The sequence below is a fragment of the Halomonas sp. BC04 genome (assembly GCF_000568385.1).
In genome coordinates, this window is sequence record NZ_AZQX01000085.1 from 27103 (window position 1) to 44947 (window position 17845).

Annotated in this window: 15 protein-coding genes, 2 tRNA genes, 3 rRNA genes and 1 pseudogene; 7 read left to right on the forward strand and 14 right to left on the reverse strand. The window is 60.9% G+C overall.

Annotated features, from left to right (window positions below; translation table 11 throughout):
- Positions 1-8 precede the first annotated feature (8 nt).
- Genes Q427_RS06340 through Q427_RS33465 form a run of 4 tightly spaced genes read right to left on the reverse strand, consistent with a single transcriptional unit; the run spans position 9 to position 3293 of the window.
- Positions 9-1064, reverse strand: coding sequence for an ACP S-malonyltransferase (locus Q427_RS06340; RefSeq protein WP_043512063.1), 1056 nt, complete (start codon positions 1062-1064; stop codon positions 9-11).
- On the reverse strand, positions 1061-1567 hold the full coding sequence (locus Q427_RS33455; RefSeq protein ID WP_231613475.1) for a transketolase C-terminal domain-containing protein: 507 nt from the start codon (positions 1565-1567) through the stop codon (positions 1061-1063). Before Q427_RS33455 ends, Q427_RS06340 begins: the two co-directional genes overlap by 4 nt.
- Positions 1525-2136, reverse strand: a complete 612-nt coding sequence (locus Q427_RS33460) for an alpha-ketoacid dehydrogenase subunit beta (protein ID WP_231613477.1) — start codon at positions 2134-2136, stop codon at positions 1525-1527. Before Q427_RS33460 ends, Q427_RS33455 begins: the two co-directional genes overlap by 43 nt.
- Complete coding sequence (locus Q427_RS33465) at positions 2100-3293, reverse strand: thiamine pyrophosphate-dependent enzyme (RefSeq protein ID WP_231613478.1); 1194 nt, start codon at positions 3291-3293, stop codon at positions 2100-2102. Before Q427_RS33465 ends, Q427_RS33460 begins: the two co-directional genes overlap by 37 nt.
- Before the next feature lie 107 nt (positions 3294-3400).
- Between Q427_RS33465 and Q427_RS06350 the strand changes: the two genes are divergently transcribed.
- A complete protein-coding gene (locus Q427_RS06350) occupies positions 3401-4309 on the forward strand; it encodes a LysR family transcriptional regulator (RefSeq protein ID WP_051496177.1) in 909 nt (302 codons plus the stop codon).
- Here the strand turns inward: Q427_RS06350 and Q427_RS06355 are convergent.
- Positions 4234-4794 carry an elongation factor P hydroxylase gene (locus tag Q427_RS06355; protein ID WP_043512065.1) on the reverse strand — a complete coding sequence of 187 codons (561 nt, stop codon included), beginning with the start codon at positions 4792-4794 and terminating at the stop codon, positions 4234-4236. The genes Q427_RS06350 and Q427_RS06355 overlap by 76 nt on opposite strands.
- Positions 4795-4947: 153 nt before the next feature.
- Between Q427_RS06355 and Q427_RS06360 the strand changes: the two genes are divergently transcribed.
- The 3 genes from Q427_RS06360 to Q427_RS06370 all read left to right on the forward strand — a co-directional run bounded on the left by Q427_RS06360 (position 4948) and on the right by Q427_RS06370 (position 8273).
- Positions 4948-6396 (forward strand): MATE family efflux transporter, encoded by a 1449-nt coding sequence (locus tag Q427_RS06360; protein WP_043512071.1) that lies wholly within the window; start codon positions 4948-4950, stop codon positions 6394-6396.
- Positions 6368-7426 carry a DUF3080 family protein gene (locus Q427_RS06365; RefSeq protein WP_051496178.1) on the forward strand — a complete coding sequence of 353 codons (1059 nt, stop codon included), beginning with the start codon at positions 6368-6370 and terminating at the stop codon, positions 7424-7426. The genes Q427_RS06360 and Q427_RS06365 overlap by 29 nt, the downstream gene beginning before the upstream one ends.
- Positions 7427-7562: 136 nt before the next feature.
- Positions 7563-8273: a hypothetical protein gene (locus Q427_RS06370; RefSeq protein ID WP_043512074.1), complete on the forward strand. Its 711-nt coding sequence runs from the start codon at positions 7563-7565 to the stop codon at positions 8271-8273.
- Positions 8274-8364: 91 nt separating this feature from the next.
- On the opposite strand, the gene tusA is transcribed toward Q427_RS06370, so the two are convergent.
- Positions 8365-8616 (reverse strand): sulfurtransferase TusA, encoded by a 252-nt coding sequence (gene tusA / locus Q427_RS06375; protein ID WP_043512075.1) that lies wholly within the window; start codon positions 8614-8616, stop codon positions 8365-8367.
- Positions 8617-8647: 31 nt separating this feature from the next.
- Here tusA and Q427_RS06380 point away from each other — a divergent pair, with 31 nt between their 5' ends.
- Positions 8648-8935, forward strand: a complete 288-nt coding sequence (locus Q427_RS06380) for an antibiotic biosynthesis monooxygenase family protein (RefSeq protein WP_043512077.1) — start codon at positions 8648-8650, stop codon at positions 8933-8935.
- A 68-nt stretch (positions 8936-9003) separates the two neighbouring features.
- Here the strand turns inward: Q427_RS06380 and rlmM are convergent, their stop codons facing one another.
- The gene (gene rlmM / locus Q427_RS06385; RefSeq protein WP_442905463.1) at positions 9004-10095 is read right to left on the reverse strand and encodes a 23S rRNA (cytidine(2498)-2'-O)-methyltransferase RlmM; all 1092 of its coding nucleotides are present in this window, start codon (positions 10093-10095) and stop codon (positions 9004-9006) included.
- Entirely contained in the window at positions 10092-10532 is a 441-nt protein-coding gene (locus Q427_RS06390; protein ID WP_043512082.1) for a DUF2721 domain-containing protein, read from the reverse strand. Before Q427_RS06390 ends, rlmM begins: the two co-directional genes overlap by 4 nt.
- Before the next feature lie 253 nt (positions 10533-10785).
- Here Q427_RS06390 and gdhA point away from each other — a divergent pair.
- Positions 10786-12137, forward strand: a pseudogene (gene gdhA / locus Q427_RS06395) (NADP-specific glutamate dehydrogenase).
- A gap of 156 nt (positions 12138-12293) precedes the next feature.
- Here gdhA and Q427_RS31040 read toward each other — a convergent pair.
- Entirely contained in the window at positions 12294-12452 is a 159-nt protein-coding gene (locus tag Q427_RS31040; protein WP_155833469.1) for a hypothetical protein, read from the reverse strand.
- A gap of 101 nt (positions 12453-12553) precedes the next feature.
- Between Q427_RS31040 and Q427_RS06400 the strand changes: the two genes are divergently transcribed.
- Entirely contained in the window at positions 12554-12835 is a 282-nt protein-coding gene (locus tag Q427_RS06400; protein WP_081785854.1) for a hypothetical protein, read from the forward strand.
- Between the two features lie 345 nt (positions 12836-13180).
- On the opposite strand, the gene rrf is transcribed toward Q427_RS06400, so the two are convergent.
- The 5 genes from rrf to Q427_RS06425 form a co-directional block, all read right to left on the reverse strand.
- A 5S ribosomal RNA gene (rrf, locus tag Q427_RS06405) occupies positions 13181-13296 on the reverse strand.
- A gap of 99 nt (positions 13297-13395) precedes the next feature.
- Positions 13396-16283: ribosomal RNA gene (locus Q427_RS06410) — 23S ribosomal RNA — on the reverse strand.
- A gap of 303 nt (positions 16284-16586) precedes the next feature.
- Positions 16587-16662, reverse strand: a tRNA-Ala gene (locus Q427_RS06415).
- 171 nt (positions 16663-16833) lie between these two features.
- Positions 16834-16910: transfer RNA gene (locus Q427_RS06420), tRNA-Ile, on the reverse strand.
- Between the two features lie 180 nt (positions 16911-17090).
- Positions 17091-17845 (reverse strand): 16S ribosomal RNA (locus tag Q427_RS06425); the annotation flags it as partial.

Genomic DNA, 17845 nt, shown 5'->3' on the forward strand with positions numbered 1-17845 from the left:
GCCAGGCGTCAGCGCAGCAGCCAGTCCCGTTGCTCGGGAATGCCCATGCAGATCAGGCGGGGGTCGTCGGCCTGGCAGGCCTGGAAGCGCGCCTTGCTGTCGAGCCCCTTCCAACCCAGCTGGATCAGCGCCTGGGCGGTGGCACCGCCCAGGGTCGCGCCAGGGCCGGGAATGACGATGCGATCCGGGGCGAACTCCCTCACCCCGACCCGCAGTGCCGCCGTATAGTCATAGGGCGCCACCAGCTGCTCACCCAGAGTGTAGTCCCATAGCGTCTTGGGGTCGGTGCTCCAGGGCGTCCAGATATGCCCACGCCCGTCGATCATTGGCACCTTCGGCGGTTGGAATGGAGCAGCGGTCAGGCGCTGGCGAGCCGCCTCCCGCACCTCCTCCTGTAGCGGGGTGTGAAAGGCCGAGTGCTGATGCAGCCGCATCGGGAAGCGCTCCCGTGGCGGCAAGGCCTCGGTCAGCCTGGCCAGCCCGGCTTCGTTGCCGCCGAAGACCAGCATCCCGCCCAGGTCAATGGAGATGTAGAGCGCCGCCCCCTGCACACCGTGCAGCCGGTCGACCAGCGCCAGCAGGTCACGGCGCAGCGACCACTGCGGCCGCCACTGGTCGTCCACCCAAGGGTAGAGCACCTGCCCACCGATCAGGCTCTCCTGCATCATCTGCCCCATGGTGCCGATCAGGTGGTGGGCGTCTTCCGGTTCCAAGGAACCACTGCCCGCCAGGGCGATATACCAGCCCATGGAGTTGCCGGTAACGGCAACCACCTCATAGCGTTCGGGGTCGATGGCCTGCATATCGGCCAGGGCACAGGCATAGATCAACGGCGAGGCGTGCTCGCCCCGGCCATGCAGGCCCTGGCGAAAGGGTATCTCGCTGTCCAGCTCGCTGAGACTGGGCAGGCCCGCCTCGCGGCGCTGGGCATCGAAACGGGCCAGCCACTCGCTGCCCGCCGCAAAGCGCTTCAGACTACCCCACTCCGGGGCATTGTAGGTGCCGCGACCGGGGCAGACCACCAGGAGCCGTTCACGCACCGCTGTCGAATTCGAGGCTGTCATTCGCTGTCACTCCCTGCCGATACCTTACTGCTCGGTGCTGCCACCACTCCTTCGAAACCGGCCGACGCAGGCCTGGCGACGGCTCGCCGCGCCCGCTCGACGATGGCATCCGCCGAGGGCAGGGTCACCGTGGCGGCCCGTCCCAGCGGAATAAAGCTGTCCTCGGCCGTGAGCCGGTGCAGGCGGTGACTCTCCACGCCGCGCTCCACCAGGCCGGTCATCAACTCCTCGCTAATCGAGCCGCTGCGGCGACACTCGTCCACCACCAGCACCTGGTCGCAGTCGGCGACGTGGCGATGAACGGCCTCATGGTCGATGGCGGTCAACCAGCGCAGGTCGACGATACGCAGGGCAATGCCTTCGGCCTCCAGGCGCACGGCGGCCTGCCGCGAAAGGTAGACGCCGTTGCCATAGGTGACGATGGCGAGTTCGCGCCCCGCCCCCCACTGACCCAGCTCTCCTACCGGCAGGTAGTGCGCCGGCCCCGGTCGGTGAAACACCACTGCTGGTCACCCTCCTCGAGCAGGTCGCGGTTGTGGTACAGGGCAATGGGCTCCAGCATGACCACCACGCGCTGCTCCTCGTCGGCCAGGCGAACCGCTTCCTGCATCAGCCCGACGGCGTCGGCGGCGTTCGACGGGCAGGCCACCAGCAGGCCGGGAATATCGCGCAGCACGGCGATGGCGTTGTCGTTGTGGAAATGACCACCGAAGCCCTTCTGATAGCCAAGCCCGGCGATACGCACCACCATGGGGTTGGTGTACTGGCCGTTGGAGAAGAAGCTCAGCGTGGCCGCCTCGCCCCGCAGCTGGTCCTCGGCGTTGTGCAGGTAGGCCAGGAACTGGATCTCCAGAATCGGCACCAGGCCATTGTGACCCAGGCCGATACCGAGCCCGAGGATGCTCTGCTCGTCCAGCAGGGTATCGATCACCCGATGGGGGCCGAACTGTGCCTGCAGCTTCTGGGTGACACCGTAGACGCCCCCCTTGCGGCCGATATCCTCACCGGCCATCACCAGGTGCGGATAGCGGCTCATCAGGCGATGCAGCGACTGGTTGAGCAGCTTGGCCATGGGCGCGGGGGCGTTGTCGATGTCACCCTGCCACGGCTGCTGGCGACCTGGCCGCAGCGGCGGCACGATGCTGGCCATGACCTGCTCGGCGCTTTCGAGCCGGGGACGGCGAATCGCCTCTTCGGCGACCTGGGCAACTCGGTCTCCCACGCTCGATAGAGCTCGCCAATCTGTACCTGGCCGAGCACGTCGTGGCGCTGGAGCAGCCCGGCGCTGACCAGCAAGGGGTCGCGCGCCTCGTCGGCCTTGATCCGCTGTGGCGGCATGTAGGCCTGCTGGGCGTCGGAGCCCGCGTGGCCGAACAGCCGCACGCAACGCATGTGCAGGAACACCGGCTGCCTGTGGCGGCGAGCGATGCGCGCCGCCTCACGGGCGGCTTGCCAGGTATCGAGCAGATCGAGGCCATCACAGCTCAGGTAATGGAAACCGGGGCGAGCGCGCATGCTCGCCTCGATCCAGCCGTCGGGCGTGGGGGTGGAGATACCGATGCCGTTGTCCTCGCAGACCATCACCAGGGGCATGGGGGCGCCCTGGTAGGCGGCCCAGCCGGCGGCATTGAGTGCCCCCTGGGCGGTGGAGTGATTGAACGACGCGTCGCCGAAACTGCAGACCACCACGCTATCCGCCGGCCATTCACCGCCGCCGCCCAGGCGTCGCCAAAGGCCGAGCCCGTAGGCGGCACCCATCGCCTTGGGCAGGTGCGAGGCGATGGTGCTGGTCTGGGGCGGTATATGCAGCGTCTTCGAGCCGAGCACCTTGTGGCGACCACCGGAGACGGGGTCGTCGGCCGAGGCAGCGAAGCTCAACAGCAGGTCCCAGAGCGGCGTCTGCCCCGGCACGCTGCGGCTTCGCTGGATAAGGAAGGCAGCGTCGCGATAGTGCAGGAAGGCGGGATCGGTGGGTCGAAAGGCCCGGGCGATGGCGGCATTGCCTTCGTGGCCGGCGCTGCCGATGGTATAGAAGGCCTCGCCTCTGGCCTGCAGGCGGCGCGCATGCAGGTCCAGGTGGCGACTCATCAACTGGCTCTCGAACAGCTCGGCCAGGCCAGCGGGGCTGAGCCCAGCCTCGTCGAGCGTCCACGCCTGTTCGGGTTCTGGCCAGTCGCCGGTACGCAAGGCAGAGAAGAACAGTTTTTCCTGGGGCAGCGGGTCGGCCACGGTAACGGGCTCCTGTCGGCATTCGCGAGGGTGAATGCCTACAGCCTAGCGCGCCTGCCTGATAAAGGGATAATATCGATATCCTTCATCAGGCATAGGCAACCCTTATGGATGTGCGCAGCCTGCGCTACTTCATCGTCGCCTACGAGAGCGGCTCGATCAGCGCCGCCGCCCGACGCTGCCATGTGGCCCAGCCCTCCATCTCCACGGCGCTGGGCCAACTGGAGGAGAGGCTCGGCACCCCACTGTTCGAGCGGCACCGACGCGGCATCACCGCCACCGAAGAGGGACACCGGCTCTACCCCCTGGCGCGCCAGGTCAGCGAAAACCTGGACGCCATCGGCCGGTTGTTTCGCACCGATTCACCGCCCACCCCGGTTCGCCTGGGCCTGATGCGTTCTCTGGGGGCCAGTCGCATGACGACGCTGCTCAAGGAGTACATCGGCCGTGGTGACAACTTGGCCCTGACGCTGGTCAATCCGGAGGAGCGATGCGATGCACGCATCATTGGCGAGCAGGACCTGGCTCAGGGAGAGCGTTTCCAGCCGATCTGGCACGACAGCTATCGCCTGGCACTGCCCAGCGGACACTCCCTGGCCATGCAGACATCGATTGCCTTGGGCGACCTGGATGGACTGCCCTTCATCTGGCGCCACCCCTGCGCCGCCATGGAGCAGCTCGCCGTCGCCCTGAACGCGGCGGAGCTGCGCTGTCAGATCCGCGCGCGGCTGCGCACCATCGAGTACACCCTGGGCCTGGTTGCCGCGGGGGTCGGGGCCTCCCTGGTACCGGCATGGCCGGAGATCCTCGCGCGACACGACGTGCAGTGCCGCCCCATCGATGGCCTGGCCATCCATCAGACCATTGGCGTCGCCTATCCGGCCCGCAATCCCCCTCCCGCCCTGGCACCGCTGCTGACCCTGGGCAAGGAGGCGTGGGGTCAGGCCGGCAGCGACGAGGGTAGCCAATCGCGACCCGACGCCACGGCATCGTCCAGGCTTCGCCCCTCGCGGTAGAATGCCTTCAGAGCGGCGTGGAACGCCGCCGCCCGGTCCGGCAGCCCCTCACGCTCATAGCGCACGGCCCTCGCCTCGACCCGGGCACGGAAGGCGTCACGATCCACCTCCGCCTCGCCACCCAGATTGTCGACGCTGACATTGAACTGGCGACCGCAGGCCCGTGTGAACAGCAGCTCCAGCGCCTGGGGTGCCACCTCCGCAGTCTCGAAGGCGCGCTGCTGCTCGGTATCGCGGCCATCGGGAAGATACCAGTAGCCATAGTCCTCCTGCCGACGCCGCCGCTCCCCGGCGATGCACCAGTGACTGATCTCGTGCAGGGCGCTGGCATAGAATCCATGCGCGAAGATCACCCGATGAAAGGAGCAGTCAGCATCGGCCGGCCGATACAGCGGCTCATCGCCACCACGCACCAACCGCGTATTGAAGGCGTCCTGGAAGAGTCCATCGAACAGGGCGATCAGATCGTCGAGTCGGTGGGTCACGTGGCCTCCGGGTCATTGATAAGAATTCATTATAAGCCAGTGAGTCAGCGCGCGAAAACCACCGGCAATTGCTAACATAACCGGTTCCCTCGCTCATTGAGCGAGGCATTACGACGTCATGGCGGCTACTGTCGCCTGCATGGAGCACTATCCTTGGCCACCTTCCTCAGCCAACTCGTCAGCGTCAGCCGCAAGGAAACGCGGCCGTTGATCACCCTGGCGCTACCGATATGCGGCGCCCAGCTGGCCCAGGCCGGCATGAGCGTTGCCGATGTGATGATGACCGGACGCCTGAGCGCCACCGACCTGGCGGCGGTTTCCGTGGGTTCCAGTATCTGGCTACCGCTGATGCTGTTCATGACCGGCACTCTGATGGGACTGACCCCCATCGTCGCCCAGCTGCTCGGGGGAGGCACTACCGCCCGCATCCGCCCCAACGTGCATCAGGCCCTCTGGGTGGCCCTGGCACTCGGCCTGGGCGCAGCCTTGCTGCTGTGGTTCACGGTGATGCCGATCTTCCGGCTGATGGAGGTGCCCGACGAAGTGGCAAGGCGTTCGGCAGCCTACCTCTCCGCCGTGGCCTTCGGCATGCCCGGGGTGGCACTGTTCCAGGCCCTGAGAGCCTTCTCCGACGGCATGAACCACACCCGCCCGGCGCTGTGGATCAGCCTGGTGGGATTGGCCGTGAACATTCCCAGCAACTATGTGCTGATCTACGGCGGCGATGGACTCACCGCACTGTTCGGCGACTGGCTACCCACCTGGGTGCAGGCGCTCCCCGCACTGGGCGCCTTCGGCTGCGGTATCGCCACTGCGCTCTCCATGTGGGTAATGAGCCTGGCGATGATCGCCTACACCCGGCGCTCACGGGCCTATGGCGATGTCGAACTCTGGTGTGACCCCTCACCTCCCCGCTGGAAGCTGATCGGCGAGCTGCTCTATGTCGGCGTGCCCATTGGGGTGGCGATCTTCGTCGAAGTGACACTGTTCACCCTGATTGCACTATTCATCGCCAGCCTCGGCGAAGTGACGGTAGCGGCTCATCAGGTCGCACTCAACTACACCTCGATCCTGTTCATGCTGCCGCTGTCGCTGAGCATGGCGTTGACCGTGAGGGTCGGTAATACCCTGGGGCAGGGCCGCCCCGACCATGCCCGCCTGGTGGCCTGGAACGGTATCGCCATCTGCCTGCTGGTGGCCGGGCTCAACAGCCTGCTGCTGTGGTTCACCGCCGAGCCGGTCATCGCTCTCTATACCCACGACCTCGAGGTGCAACGACTGGCGGTTTCACTGGTCATACTGGCAATGGTCTATCAGGTTTCCGACTCGCTGCAGGTCAACCTGGCCGGGGCGCTGCGTGGCTACAAGGATACGAGGATCGTCATGGTGATCACGCTGATCGCCTACTGGCTGGTCGGGCTGGGTGGGGGACACTGGCTGGGCATGCGTGGCCTTGCCGGCTGGAGCGAGCCCCTTGGGGTTCACGGCTACTGGATCGGCTTGATCGCCGGACTGACCGTAGCCGCCATGTTGCTCGGCGAGCGACTGCGGCGACTGGCCAGGGGGGTGGCGAATGGTGCAATCGAGATCCCGCGTAGCTGAGCACCGCCTGCTGCGCCCCCTGGCCGGGCTGCTGATCGCCGCCTTGCTGGTCGGCTGCGGCGGCAGTGGCGAAGGGGATGCCCTGCTGACGAGTTACCAGCGGGATCTCGCCCAGGCGCTGGGGCAGCCACAGCCGCAGCCCGCCGACCCCGTCAATATCGGTGCCTTTCCCGATCGTCGCGAGCGCCTGTTCGATATTCCCGAAATCCGCGAGGGTATGCTCGATCTCTACGCCCTGCGTGAGTGCCATATCACCTCCCTGGTGGCGGCGCGCAACAACCAGCTTGGACGGGTAGCGCCCCCCAGTCAGCGCTGGATCTATGAGTTGGAGCTCTGGCGGCGACTACATGCCTGCTGGCACAGTGATGTGCCAGAGTCTCTCTCCGAGAACAACCGCGACCGCCTGGCACGACTTACCGCAGCCAAGACCGAGCAGTTGCCACTGGTCAGCTGGAACACCCTGTTCGACTCCGATGAGTGGACCGGCAGCTTCTCCCGGGCCAGCTCTCCCCTGGAGCCAGACTCAAGCGCCGCCATCGATGAACAGGTGTCAGCCATCGAGTGGTTGCAAGCCGCCACCCTGAACCAGTTCAGCCAGGAGTGGCAGCATGAGTCATCAACCCTCGAGGGGTATCTCGATACCCTGCGGCGTCGGCCTCTCACGGCAGAAATCCTGCGGGCCCTGCTGTTGGCCGAGCAACGCCTTGGTGAGGCCAATGCGCTGCTGGAAGCCAGCCTGGCCGATACGGCAAGCTGTCAACTGCTGGCTGAGTCCGGCCCCGAACTGAAGTCGCAGTTTCAGCAGAAGCCGACTGCCGGGTGGCTCGACAACCTTGAAGCGTTAGCCAGCCGCTGGCTCGGTGCTGTCGACGAGCTGCTGGAGAGCCATGTCCCCCCTCCCGAGGCCATCGCTCGCTATCGCGACCGCTGGCTGTCGCTGGATAATCCCGAGGCGCCGCTCTCCGCCTTTGTCGCGGCACGCGATGAGCATCGACGCTACTGGCAGGCTCTCGCCGAGCAGTGTGAGTGAAAAACCTTGCGTCAGGCTTAACTTACACGGTGACTCTGTGATATTGGTGGGAGGAGTAGGTAGGTGTGGATCCCGTCAGCCTTGCCGCAGCCGTGACCCTTTACAGCTCGGCCCATGCAGAATCTGGAGGGAGATCATGGGTATGACAATGTCACCCCGCCCTGCCCGGGTCATCGACCTGGAAACGATGCGCCAGAAACAGTTGGCCAAGCGCCGCCTGATACGACTTTCTCCAGAGCTCGACGGCCTGGAGATGGTCTATCGTCTCGCCTCCGACCCCGACTCCTTCTATGGCATGCCGATTCTCGCCTGGGGCCTTCGCGAAGATGGTGAGGTGGTTGGCCTCGTGCCCTGGATGGAGTCGCTCACGCCTTGCCATCACATCGACGACGCCGAGCATGGCAGCTTCGTCGGTTATCGTGACCCGGAAACCGAAGAACTGATGGAGACGGCACCGCCCCACAAGGCCTACGAACTGGAGCATGCCGCCGCCTACTTCGATTATGAAGAGACCCGCGACATTACCCTGATCCAGCAACTGCCGGACACCTTGGGTACACATGCCCTATGCGTCGATGACGACCGCAGCCCATGGCAGTTGAAGCAGGTGTTCGGCTGGCGCCTCTACAGTGACGGCAACGTTGAAGCGCTGCTGGCCGACGAGAAACTGATCGAGTCCACCCCCGTGCTCCCGGGAGACCCCTGCCTCTATCCCGGTCATAGCCGCCACCGCCTGGTCTACTTCTTTCAGCGCAGCATCGCCAGTCGCATCCGCGAGCAGGACCCCGGCACGCTGGAAGCCCTGGCCCTGATGGTAATTCCCGACGCATCGGCGACCTCCGGTTGAGACGTCCATCACCGGTAACGTTCAACCACCGCCAGGCCAAGTACGAAAGACAGCAAACGCAGGCGCTTTTCGTGCAAGGTCTGGCGATACATCAGCCTAAGCGGATAAAGTAGAGGTACCGGTCGCCCGACGCCTGCTGAGTCAGCAACTCATGACCCAGAAAGCTGCAGAACTTCGGCACGTCCCGGGTAGTGGCCGGATCGGTGGCCACTACCTTCAGCACCTCGCCGGACTGCATGTCACGGACCTTGTTGTGCATCAGCATGATGGGTTCCGGGCAGTAAAGTCCGCTGGTGTCCAGTTCAGCCTGAAAGTCCGGCAGGGAGTCGGCAGTATCAACCATCGATTGACCTCGGTGTAGGGAGCCAGCTTAGATGATCAAGATCATTATCGAACGTCGCATCATGCCCGGCCTGGAGGAGGAGTATGAGGAGGCCGCCCGGGAGGCCATCCGCTGGTCCTTGGGGGCCAGGGGCTTCGTGGGCGGCGAGACGCTCATGGAACTCGGGCACAGCGACAGACGCCTGATGATCACCAAATGGCGCGACCTTCGCGCCTGGAAGGAGTGGTACAACAGCGAGGAGCGCTCTCGGGTCATGCAGCGTATCTGGCCACTGCTGACCGAGGATGAGTCCATTCGCATCTATGAGCCGTCCTACTAGCCCCTCCGCAGCGAACCGCTCTCGATTAACCGGGCTGATTCTAACATCAACCATCGTTGTCGATGGAATCAGTCCAACAACCTGACATGCACCGTGACCTCTTCCCGGTCATGATAAAGATGCCGGCAGCGAATCTCCGCCCCCACGCCGGCATCGAGCAGCGCCACCTCCAGCCCCGACAGGCAGCGCGTCACCTCTTCCCAACGACGCTTCATCGGCAGCTTCAAGTTGAATATCGCCTCGCGACACCAGCGTCGTTCCAGCCAGCGCTGCACCATGGCTGTGACCCGCGAAGGCTTGTCTACGATATCGCACACCAGCCAGTCGAGTCTCCCCGGTGGCTGCCAAACGAAGCCATCCTCGCGCAGATGCTCCACCATCCCCGACGCCATCAATGCCTTGTCCATCGGCCCATTATCGATGGCAAAGACATGCATGCCTCGGGCCACCAATTGCCAGGTCCAGCCGCCCGGCGCGGCACCGAGGTCAGCTGCCTGCATACCCTCGGCCAATCGCTCGTCCCACTGGTCCCGCGGCACAAACTCGTGCCATGCCTCCTCCAGCTTCAGGGTCGAGCGGCTCGGTGCCGCATGGGGGAAACGCAGCCGACGAATGCCACTCGGCAGTTCGCTACGATTTCCGGGGAAGCTCATCCCCAGCTGCACCCGATCGCCATCGCTCCAGAACAGGTGAAGCCTGCGCCCGGACGCCTTGCGCCGCAGCGCCCCGCGCTTCTTCAGCATCGATTCGAGGGGACGCGTCAGCGCCTTGATCAGTCCCGATAGGGCCTTGCCATCATTGGTGTCTGGCGTTTCGTGCCAGATGGCATCGAAGCTCCAACCGCTAGCCACTACCTGCTCGATGATCGGCGTCAGCCGGTTCTCTCGTGACAACGTCAGCGCTGGAAGTGCAACCAGGCTCTGCCGGGCGAATATCAGCCCCTCCAGCGGCAGTTCACGCTGCAGCAGGTTGATGGGGCGCTCGTCCTCCGCATGAAAGCAGACGTATCCGGCCTGGGGAGTGTATTCCGACCGCCCGGGCCAACCGAGCCCACTGGCACGAAAGTCGATTTCAGCCGCCAGATCCGCCTCGAAGCCGGGCCGGCAGTAGAACAGCATCTGTCCAGGTCGCGGAGCGTGTTCTTCTGTGTCCCGTGTCAAGGAGCCTCCTTGGTTTCTTTCGAAATACCCTCATCGCGCTTCTGCTCCTCGCTCAGCGCTTCGATATCCTGCAACTGCACGTTCAATGCGTTGGTCGAAATCGTCACCTCCCACAGCGAATAGACCAGGGACACGGACAGCGTCACCAGGCTTGCCCCGAACAGGATCATGCCCGGCATCTCGAACGAGAGAAAAAGGGCGAACATCGACAGGGTACAAAGCAGGAAACTCAGCACGCCGGCAACCTGCATGCGCTTCGTCAACGAAATTCGCTGGCGCAGCAGAAGGATCTGGCGTGCCGTAGCGTCCTGATGAAGGCTGCGCTCCTGCTCCGCCAGCTTGCGGATCAACTGAGCCAGTACCAGGAATCGATTGGTATAGGCCAGCAGCAGCAGCGAAATGGCAGGAAACAGCAGGGCCGGCGTCGTCAGGGTCAAGGCTCCGGAACTCCCAGGTTAATCAAGGCAGCACATGATACCAGCCATCTGCCGGGCATGGGTGCGAAGAGGCTTTACGTTTATCTATCGTTTATGAGAAACAATTAGTGCGCAATGATGGTGCACAGGTTTCGTCATTTTTGAAGACTTTTCGCCTCATATCTATGTCTAATCTCAGCATGCCCTATACAGTTGCTGCATAATGGTGCATTGGATTATAGTGGGCTCAACCTTTTTTCGATCAGGAACCCACATGACCTACGTCCACGATACCCTTGAAGGGCTCAGGAAAAGCAGCCCTGCCCAGAGCGAGTTCTATCAGGCAGCGGAGGAAGTTCTCGAGTGCCTGCGCCCGTTGCTCGATACAGTGCCGCGCTATCATCAGCACAGCATTATCGAGCGCATTGTCGAACCTGAGCGGCAGATCATGTTCCGGGTCAGCTGGACTGATGATGCCGGACGAGTGCATGTCAACAAGGCTACCGCATCCAGTTCAACTCCGCATTGGGGCCCTACAAGGGCGGGCTGCGCTTTCACCCGAGCGTCAACGCCAGCATCATCAAGTTCCTGGGCTTCGAGCAGATCTTCAAGAATGCCCTGACCGGCCTTCCGATAGGTGGCGGCAAAGGCGGCTCCAACTTCGACCCGAAGGGCAAGTCCGATGGCGAAATCATGCGCTTCTGCCAAGCCTTCATGGCCGAGCTGTATCGCCATATCGGCCCCACTACCGACGTACCGGCCGGTGACATCGGCGTTGGCGCCCGCGAGATTGGCTACATGTACGGTCAGTACAAGCGCCTCACGGGGCGCTACGAAGGCATTCTCACCGGCAAGGGGCTGAACTGGGGTGGCTCCCTGGGTCGCAAGGAGGCCACCGGCTATGGTGCGGTCTACTTTGCTCAGAACATGCTCGAAGCACGGGGGGACGGTATCGAGGGCAAGACCTGCCTGGTGTCGGGTGCGGGTAACGTGGCCATTTATACCATCGAGAAGCTCTACCACCTCGGCGCCCGGCCAGTGACCTGCTCTGACTCCCGTGGCACCATCCACCATCCGGAAGGCATCAGCCTGGACACCCTCAAGCTGCTCAAGGAGGTCAAGCGCGCCTCCCTGCGTGAATATGTCGAGCACCATCCGGAGGCGCACTACATCGATGCCAAAGACTACCCTTCGGATGGCCATGCGGTGTGGCGCATCAAAGGCGATGTTGCCTTCCCCAGCGCCACACAGAACGAGGTGACGGAAGCCGACGCGCGGGCCTTGCTGGACAATGGCATTCACTGCATCAGCGAAGGCTCCAACATGGCCTCCACCGCCGAGGCGGTGGATCGCTTTCTCGAGTCCCGTATCGCCTACGGCCCCGGCAAGGCCGCCAACGCCGGAGGAGTAGCCACCAGCCAGCTGGAAATGGCCCAGAACAGCAGCATGCAACAATGGACGCTGGAAAAGGTCGACACCAAGCTCCAGGCCATCATGGCCGATATCCACAAGCAGTGTGCCGATACTGCCACGGAATTTGATCAGCCAACGAACCTGGTACTCGGCGCCAACATAGCCGGCTTCCGCAAGGTAGCCGATGCCATGATAGAGCAAGGTGTCGTCTAGACATCACTCACCAACGTCCCCTCTACCATACCCGGTGCCCTTGGCACCGGGTTTTGCCTTCTCACCCCGCTCACCCCGCTCACCCCACTCACCCACTGATGATCAAGCCAAAGGCATAAGTGAGAACGAATCGCACGTGTTACATAGGCGCATGTGTCAGATGTCACCACCTTGTTCGCCCTCTTCATCGACACTGCCGAACCGCAGCACACCACCATAACTTTGATATATAAAACTTTTTTTGAATACTGGCAAAGTTGGCCCGTAATCTGCTCTACCCAGGAGGAGCAAGACATGCGGGTAGAGCTTTACCATCAAGGCCATTCCCAAGGTCTCTCTTCACCGCCATGACGAACGAAGCCAAAAGCTTCACCAAACCAAGGTACTTCAAGTCAGACCCCAATGGAGGTATGCACATGATGTCCAAGGAATTCCTCAAGAAACTCGGTATTGTTGGTATCACTTTTGGCCTTGCAGCCAGCCCGCTGGCATTTGCCGACTTCCATGAGGAAGAGGAGCATGAGCCGGTTCCGCAGGAAACCGCCCCTGAAGGCGAAGCTGATGACGGCTTTGGCACTGGCGCTGATACCGAGTATGAGAACGAAGAGGAAGAGTGGGATACCGAGGAGTGGGAAGAAGAAGAGGAGAATGAAGAGGAAGAGTGGGAAGAAGAGGATGATGACGATCAGGCCTGGTAATGCCTGATAGACCATACGGACGCTCTACTATACCCAGGGACGGGTAACCAATCACTCCTCAGGTTGGACCATGATAATCACCTCCGGCATTGCCGGGGGTGATTTGGTTTTGTGCAGACCGATAACGCCCCCTCCCGAGCCTGGACCGCGAAGCGGTCCCCACCAGGTAAAGAGCGGGTCTCCCATGCCCATGAAAAAACCCCGAGCTCTTTCGAACTCGGGGTTTTTGGAATAAATGCCTGACGTCCCGGCCGGCGCTCCGGGGGGCGGCCTCCCGCTACTCTACATGGGAGACCCCCAAACGGCGAAACCCAGCCTCTTTCGAAGCTGGGTTTCTGAATAAATGCCTGACGATGACCTACTCTCGCATGGGGAGACCCCACACTACCATCGGCGCTGAACGGTTTCACTGCTGAGTTCGGCATGGGATCAGGTGGTTCCCGAACGCTATGGTCGTCAGGCAAAACTGGTTGGAATCATGCTGGCGTGATCGTCTCACGTCGATTTCTCGACGGCGTATCCGCAATTGCGCGCGTAATGCGCAGACCCCTTGGGGTTATATGGTCAAGCCTCACGGGCAATTAGTACCGGTTAGCTCAACGCCTTGCAGCGCTTCCACACCCGGCCTATCAACCAGCTGGTCTCGCTGGGCCCTTCAGGAGGCTCAAGGCCTCAGGGATGTCTCATCTTGAAGGGGGCTTCCCGCTTAGATGCTTTCAGCGGTTATCCTGTCCGCACATAGCTACCCGGCAATGCCACTGGCGTGACAACCGGAACACCAGAGGTGCGTCCACTCCGGTCCTCTCGTACTAGGAGCAGCTCTTCTCAAACATCCAACGCCCACGGCAGATAGGGACCGAACTGTCTCACGACGTTCTAAACCCAGCTCGCGTACCACTTTAAATGGCGAACAGCCATACCCTTGGGACCGACTTCAGCCCCAGGATGTGATGAGCCGACATCGAGGTGCCAAACACCGCCGTCGATGTGAACTCTTGGGCGGTATCAGCCTGTTATCCCCGGAGTACCTTTTATCCGTTGAGCGATGGCCCTTCCATACAGAACCACCGGATCACTAGAACCTACTTTCGTACCTGCTCGACGTGTCTGTCTCGCAGTCAAGCACCCTTATGCTCTTGCACTCACTGCACGATTTCCGACCGTGCTGAGGGTACCTTCGTGCTCCTCCGTTACTCTTTAGGAGGAGACCGCCCCAGTCAAACTACCCACCACACACTGTCCTCGATCCGGATAACGGACCTGAGTTAGAACGCCAATGATGCCAGGCTGGTATTTCAAGGTTGGCTCCACCCGAACTGGCGTCCGGGTTTCAAAGCCTCCCAGCTATCCTACACAGGCAACATCAGCGTCCAGTGTGAAGCTATAGTAAAGGTTCACGGGGTCTTTCCGTCTAGCCGCGGGTACACAGCATCTTCACTGCGATTTCAATTTCACTGAGTCTCGGGTGGAGACAGCGTGGCCATCATTACGCCATTCGTGCAGGTCGGAACTTACCCGACAAGGAATTTCGCTACCTTAGGACCGTTATAGTTACGGCCGCCGTTTACCGGGGCTTCGATCAGGAGCTTCGCCCGAGGGCTAACACCATCAATTAACCTTCCGGCACCGGGCAGGCGTCACACCCTATACGTCCGCTTACGCGTTTGCAGAGTGCTGTGTTTTTAATAAACAGTTGCAGCCACCTGGTATCTTCGACCGGTTCATGCTCCAGGCGCGAGGCCCTTCACACTACGCCGGCGTGCCTTCTCCCGAAGTTACGGCACCATTTTGCCTAGTTCCTTCACCCGAGTTCTCTCAAGCGCCTTGGTATTCTCTACCTGACCACCTGTGTCGGTTTGGGGTACGGTCCCACATGATCTGAAGCTTAGAGGCTTTTCCTGGAAGCGTGGCATCGATGACTTCCACCCCGTGGGGTGTTCGTCTCGTCTCTCGGCCTTAGGAGTCCGGATTTGCCTGAACTCCCAGCCTACTGACTTTCACCAGGACTACCAACGCCTGGCTCACCTAGCCTTCTTCGTCCCCCCATCGCAACCATGTGAGGTACGGGAATATTGACCCGTTTCCCATCGACTACGCCTTTCGGCCTCGCCTTAGGGCCGACTCACTCTGCTCCGATTAGCGTCGAACAGAAACCCTTGGTCTTCCGGCGGGGGAGTTTTTCACTCCCCTTGTCGTTACTCATGTCAGCATTCGCACTCGTGATACCTCCAGCAGACTTCTCAATCCACCTTCATCGGCTTACACGACGCTCCTCTACCGCTTGCCATTCGGCAAGCCCGTAGCTTCGGTACCTGGTTTAGCCCCGTTACATCTTCCGCGCAGGCCGACTCGACTAGTGAGCTATTACGCTTTCTTTAAAGGATGGCTGCTTCTAAGCCAACCTCCTAGCTGTCTGAGCCTTCCCACATCGTTTCCCACTTAACCAGGATTTCGGGACCTTAGCTGACGGTCTGGGTTGTTTCCCTTTTCACGACGGACGTTAGCACCCGCCGTGTGTCTCCCACGCTTGCACTCACCGGTATTCGGAGTTTGCCTCGGGTTGGTAAGTCGGGATGACCCCCTAGCCGAAACAGTGCTCTACCCCCGGCGGTGATACGTGAGGCGCTACCTAAATAGCTTTCGAGGAGAACCAGCTATCTCCGGGCTTGATTAGCCTTTCACTCCGATCCACAAGTCATCCAAATCTTTTTCAACAGATCCTGGTTCGGTCCTCCAGTTGATGTTACTCAACCTTCAACCTGCTCATGGATAGATCGCCCGGTTTCGGGTCTATATCCAGCGACTGGTCGCCCAGTTAAGACTCGCTTTCGCTACGCCTCCCCTATACGGTTAAGCTCGCCACTGAATATAAGTCGCTGACCCATTATACAAAAGGTACGCGGTCACAGAACAAGTCTGCTCCCACTGCTTGTACGCATACGGTTTCAGGATCTATTTCACTCCCCTCTCCGGGGTTCTTTTCGCCTTTCCCTCACGGTACTGGTTCACTATCGGTCAGCCAGGAGTATTTAGCCTTGGAGGATGGTCCCCCCATGTTCAGTCAAGGTTTCTCGTGCCCCGACCTACTCGATTTCACGTGATCAGATTTTCGACTACGGGGCTATCACCCACTATGGCCGAGCTTCCCAGCTCGTTCGTCTAATCAGTCACACGCTTAAGGCTGGTCCCCGTTCGCTCGCCGCTACTGGGGGAATCTCGGTTGATTTCTTTTCCTCAGGGTACTTAGATGTTTCAGTTCCCCTGGTTCGCCTCCCAACACCTATGTATTCAGTGTGGGATACCCAGCTTATGCTGGGTGGGTTTCCCCATTCAGAAATGCCCGGGTCACAGGTCGTTTGCCACCTCGCCGAGCCTTATCGCAGGCTACCACGTCTTTCATCGCCTCTGGCTGCCTAGGCATCCACCGTATGCGCTTAATCGCTTGACCATATAACCCGAAAGGGTCTGGTCCGCGATTACTCACGACAATTGCCGGATACGCTTGAGACGTATCACGTTGTCCTTCCATTTCTGGAAGAACTTGTCAGCATGATTCACATTGTTAAAGAGCAGACTGTCAATCGACAGTCATAAACCTATCATCGCGCTGTGCGACGGTGGCTTATGACTGTGGATCCGATCAGGTAATTCGACTGTGGGGGTGCAGCGACCAAACGATCTGAGGCAAGGCGAAAGGTGACGACGCATAGTTCGCTATGCGAGAAGCCTTTCAACGCAGCATCAGGAAGTTTGGTGGAGCCAAGCGGGATCGAACCGCTGACCTCCTGCGTGCAAGGCAGGCGCTCTCCCAGCTGAGCTATGGCCCCTCTGATTTCCCGACGCGACATGGGGAATTTTATTCAGGACAAGGCGCTTGCATCGGTAACACCGAACATACGCGGAACTAGATAAAATGTAATTTTGTGTGAGACTAGGCGCTTCAATGCGACGCATAGCCTGCTATGCGAGTATTGAAGCAACGACGTATCACGCAAATTTGGTGGGTCTGGGCAGATTTGAACTGCCGACCTCACCCTTATCAGGGGTGCGCTCTAACCAACTGAGCTACAGACCCGGCACTGTACCGCTGCAAGCTCGCTGGCAATCGGCTGGCCGACCTCACCCTGCTTTCCATTTAAGGTCAGGGGGTGCGCTCTAACCAACTGAGCGACAGACCCAGCTTACAACACAGTCTTTGCTCTGGTCGATCAGGTAATTCATTGTGAGCACTTGCCGCGAGGCGTGATACGTCGTTTAAGGAGGTGATCCAGCCGCAGGTTCCCCTACGGCTACCTTGTTACGACTTCACCCCAGTCATGAACCACACCGTGGTGATCGCCCTCCCGAAGGTTAGGCTAACCACTTCTGGTGCAGTCCACTCCCATGGTGTGACGGGCGGTGTGTACAAGGCCCGGGAACGTATTCACCGTGACATTCTGATTCACGATTACTAGCGATTCCGACTTCACGGAGTCGAGTTGCAGACTCCGATCCGGACTGAGATCAGCTTTATGGGATTAGCGCACTCTCGCGAGTTGGCAACCCTTTGTACCGACCATTGTAGCACGTGTGTAGCCCTACCCGTAAGGGCCATGATGACTTGACGTCGTCCCCACCTTCCTCCGGTTTGTCACCGGCAGTCTCCTTAGAGTTCCCGGCATTACCCGCTGGCAAATAAGGACAAGGGTTGCGCTCGTTACGGGACTTAACCCAACATTTCACAACACGAGCTGACGACAGCCATGCAGCACCTGTCTCTGCGTTCCCGAAGGCACCAAGGTATCTCTACCAAGTTCGCAGGATGTCAAGGGTAGGTAAGGTTCTTCGCGTTGCATCGAATTAAACCACATGCTCCACCGCTTGTGCGGGCCCCCGTCAATTCATTTGAGTTTTAACCTTGCGGCCGTACTCCCCAGGCGTCGACTTATCGCGTTAACTGCGCCACAAAGTCCGCGAGGGACCCAACGGCTAGTCGACATCGTTTACGGCGTGGACTACCAGGGTATCTAA

What these genes read in the sequence shown, in the direction of transcription:
- Q427_RS06340 (WP_043512063.1), bottom strand. Translation starts at nt 1,064, where the DNA reads ATGACAGCCTCGAATTCGACAGCGGTGCGTGAACGGCTCCTGGTGGTC.
- Q427_RS33460 (WP_231613477.1), bottom strand. Translation starts at nt 2,136, where the DNA reads ATGGCCAAGCTGCTCAACCAGTCGCTGCATCGCCTGATGAGCCGCTAT.
- Q427_RS06350 (WP_051496177.1), top strand. Translation starts at nt 3,401, where the DNA reads ATGGATGTGCGCAGCCTGCGCTACTTCATCGTCGCCTACGAGAGCGGC.
- Q427_RS06365 (WP_051496178.1), top strand. Translation starts at nt 6,368, where the DNA reads ATGGTGCAATCGAGATCCCGCGTAGCTGAGCACCGCCTGCTGCGCCCC.
- Q427_RS06370 (WP_043512074.1), top strand. Translation starts at nt 7,563, where the DNA reads ATGGGTATGACAATGTCACCCCGCCCTGCCCGGGTCATCGACCTGGAA.
- tusA (WP_043512075.1), bottom strand. Translation starts at nt 8,616, where the DNA reads ATGGTTGATACTGCCGACTCCCTGCCGGACTTTCAGGCTGAACTGGAC.
- Q427_RS06380 (WP_043512077.1), top strand. Translation starts at nt 8,648, where the DNA reads ATGATCAAGATCATTATCGAACGTCGCATCATGCCCGGCCTGGAGGAG.
- Q427_RS31040 (WP_155833469.1), bottom strand. Translation starts at nt 12,452, where the DNA reads ATGGTAAAGCTCTACCCGCATGTCTTGCTCCTCCTGGGTAGAGCAGAT.
- Q427_RS06400 (WP_081785854.1), top strand. Translation starts at nt 12,554, where the DNA reads ATGATGTCCAAGGAATTCCTCAAGAAACTCGGTATTGTTGGTATCACT.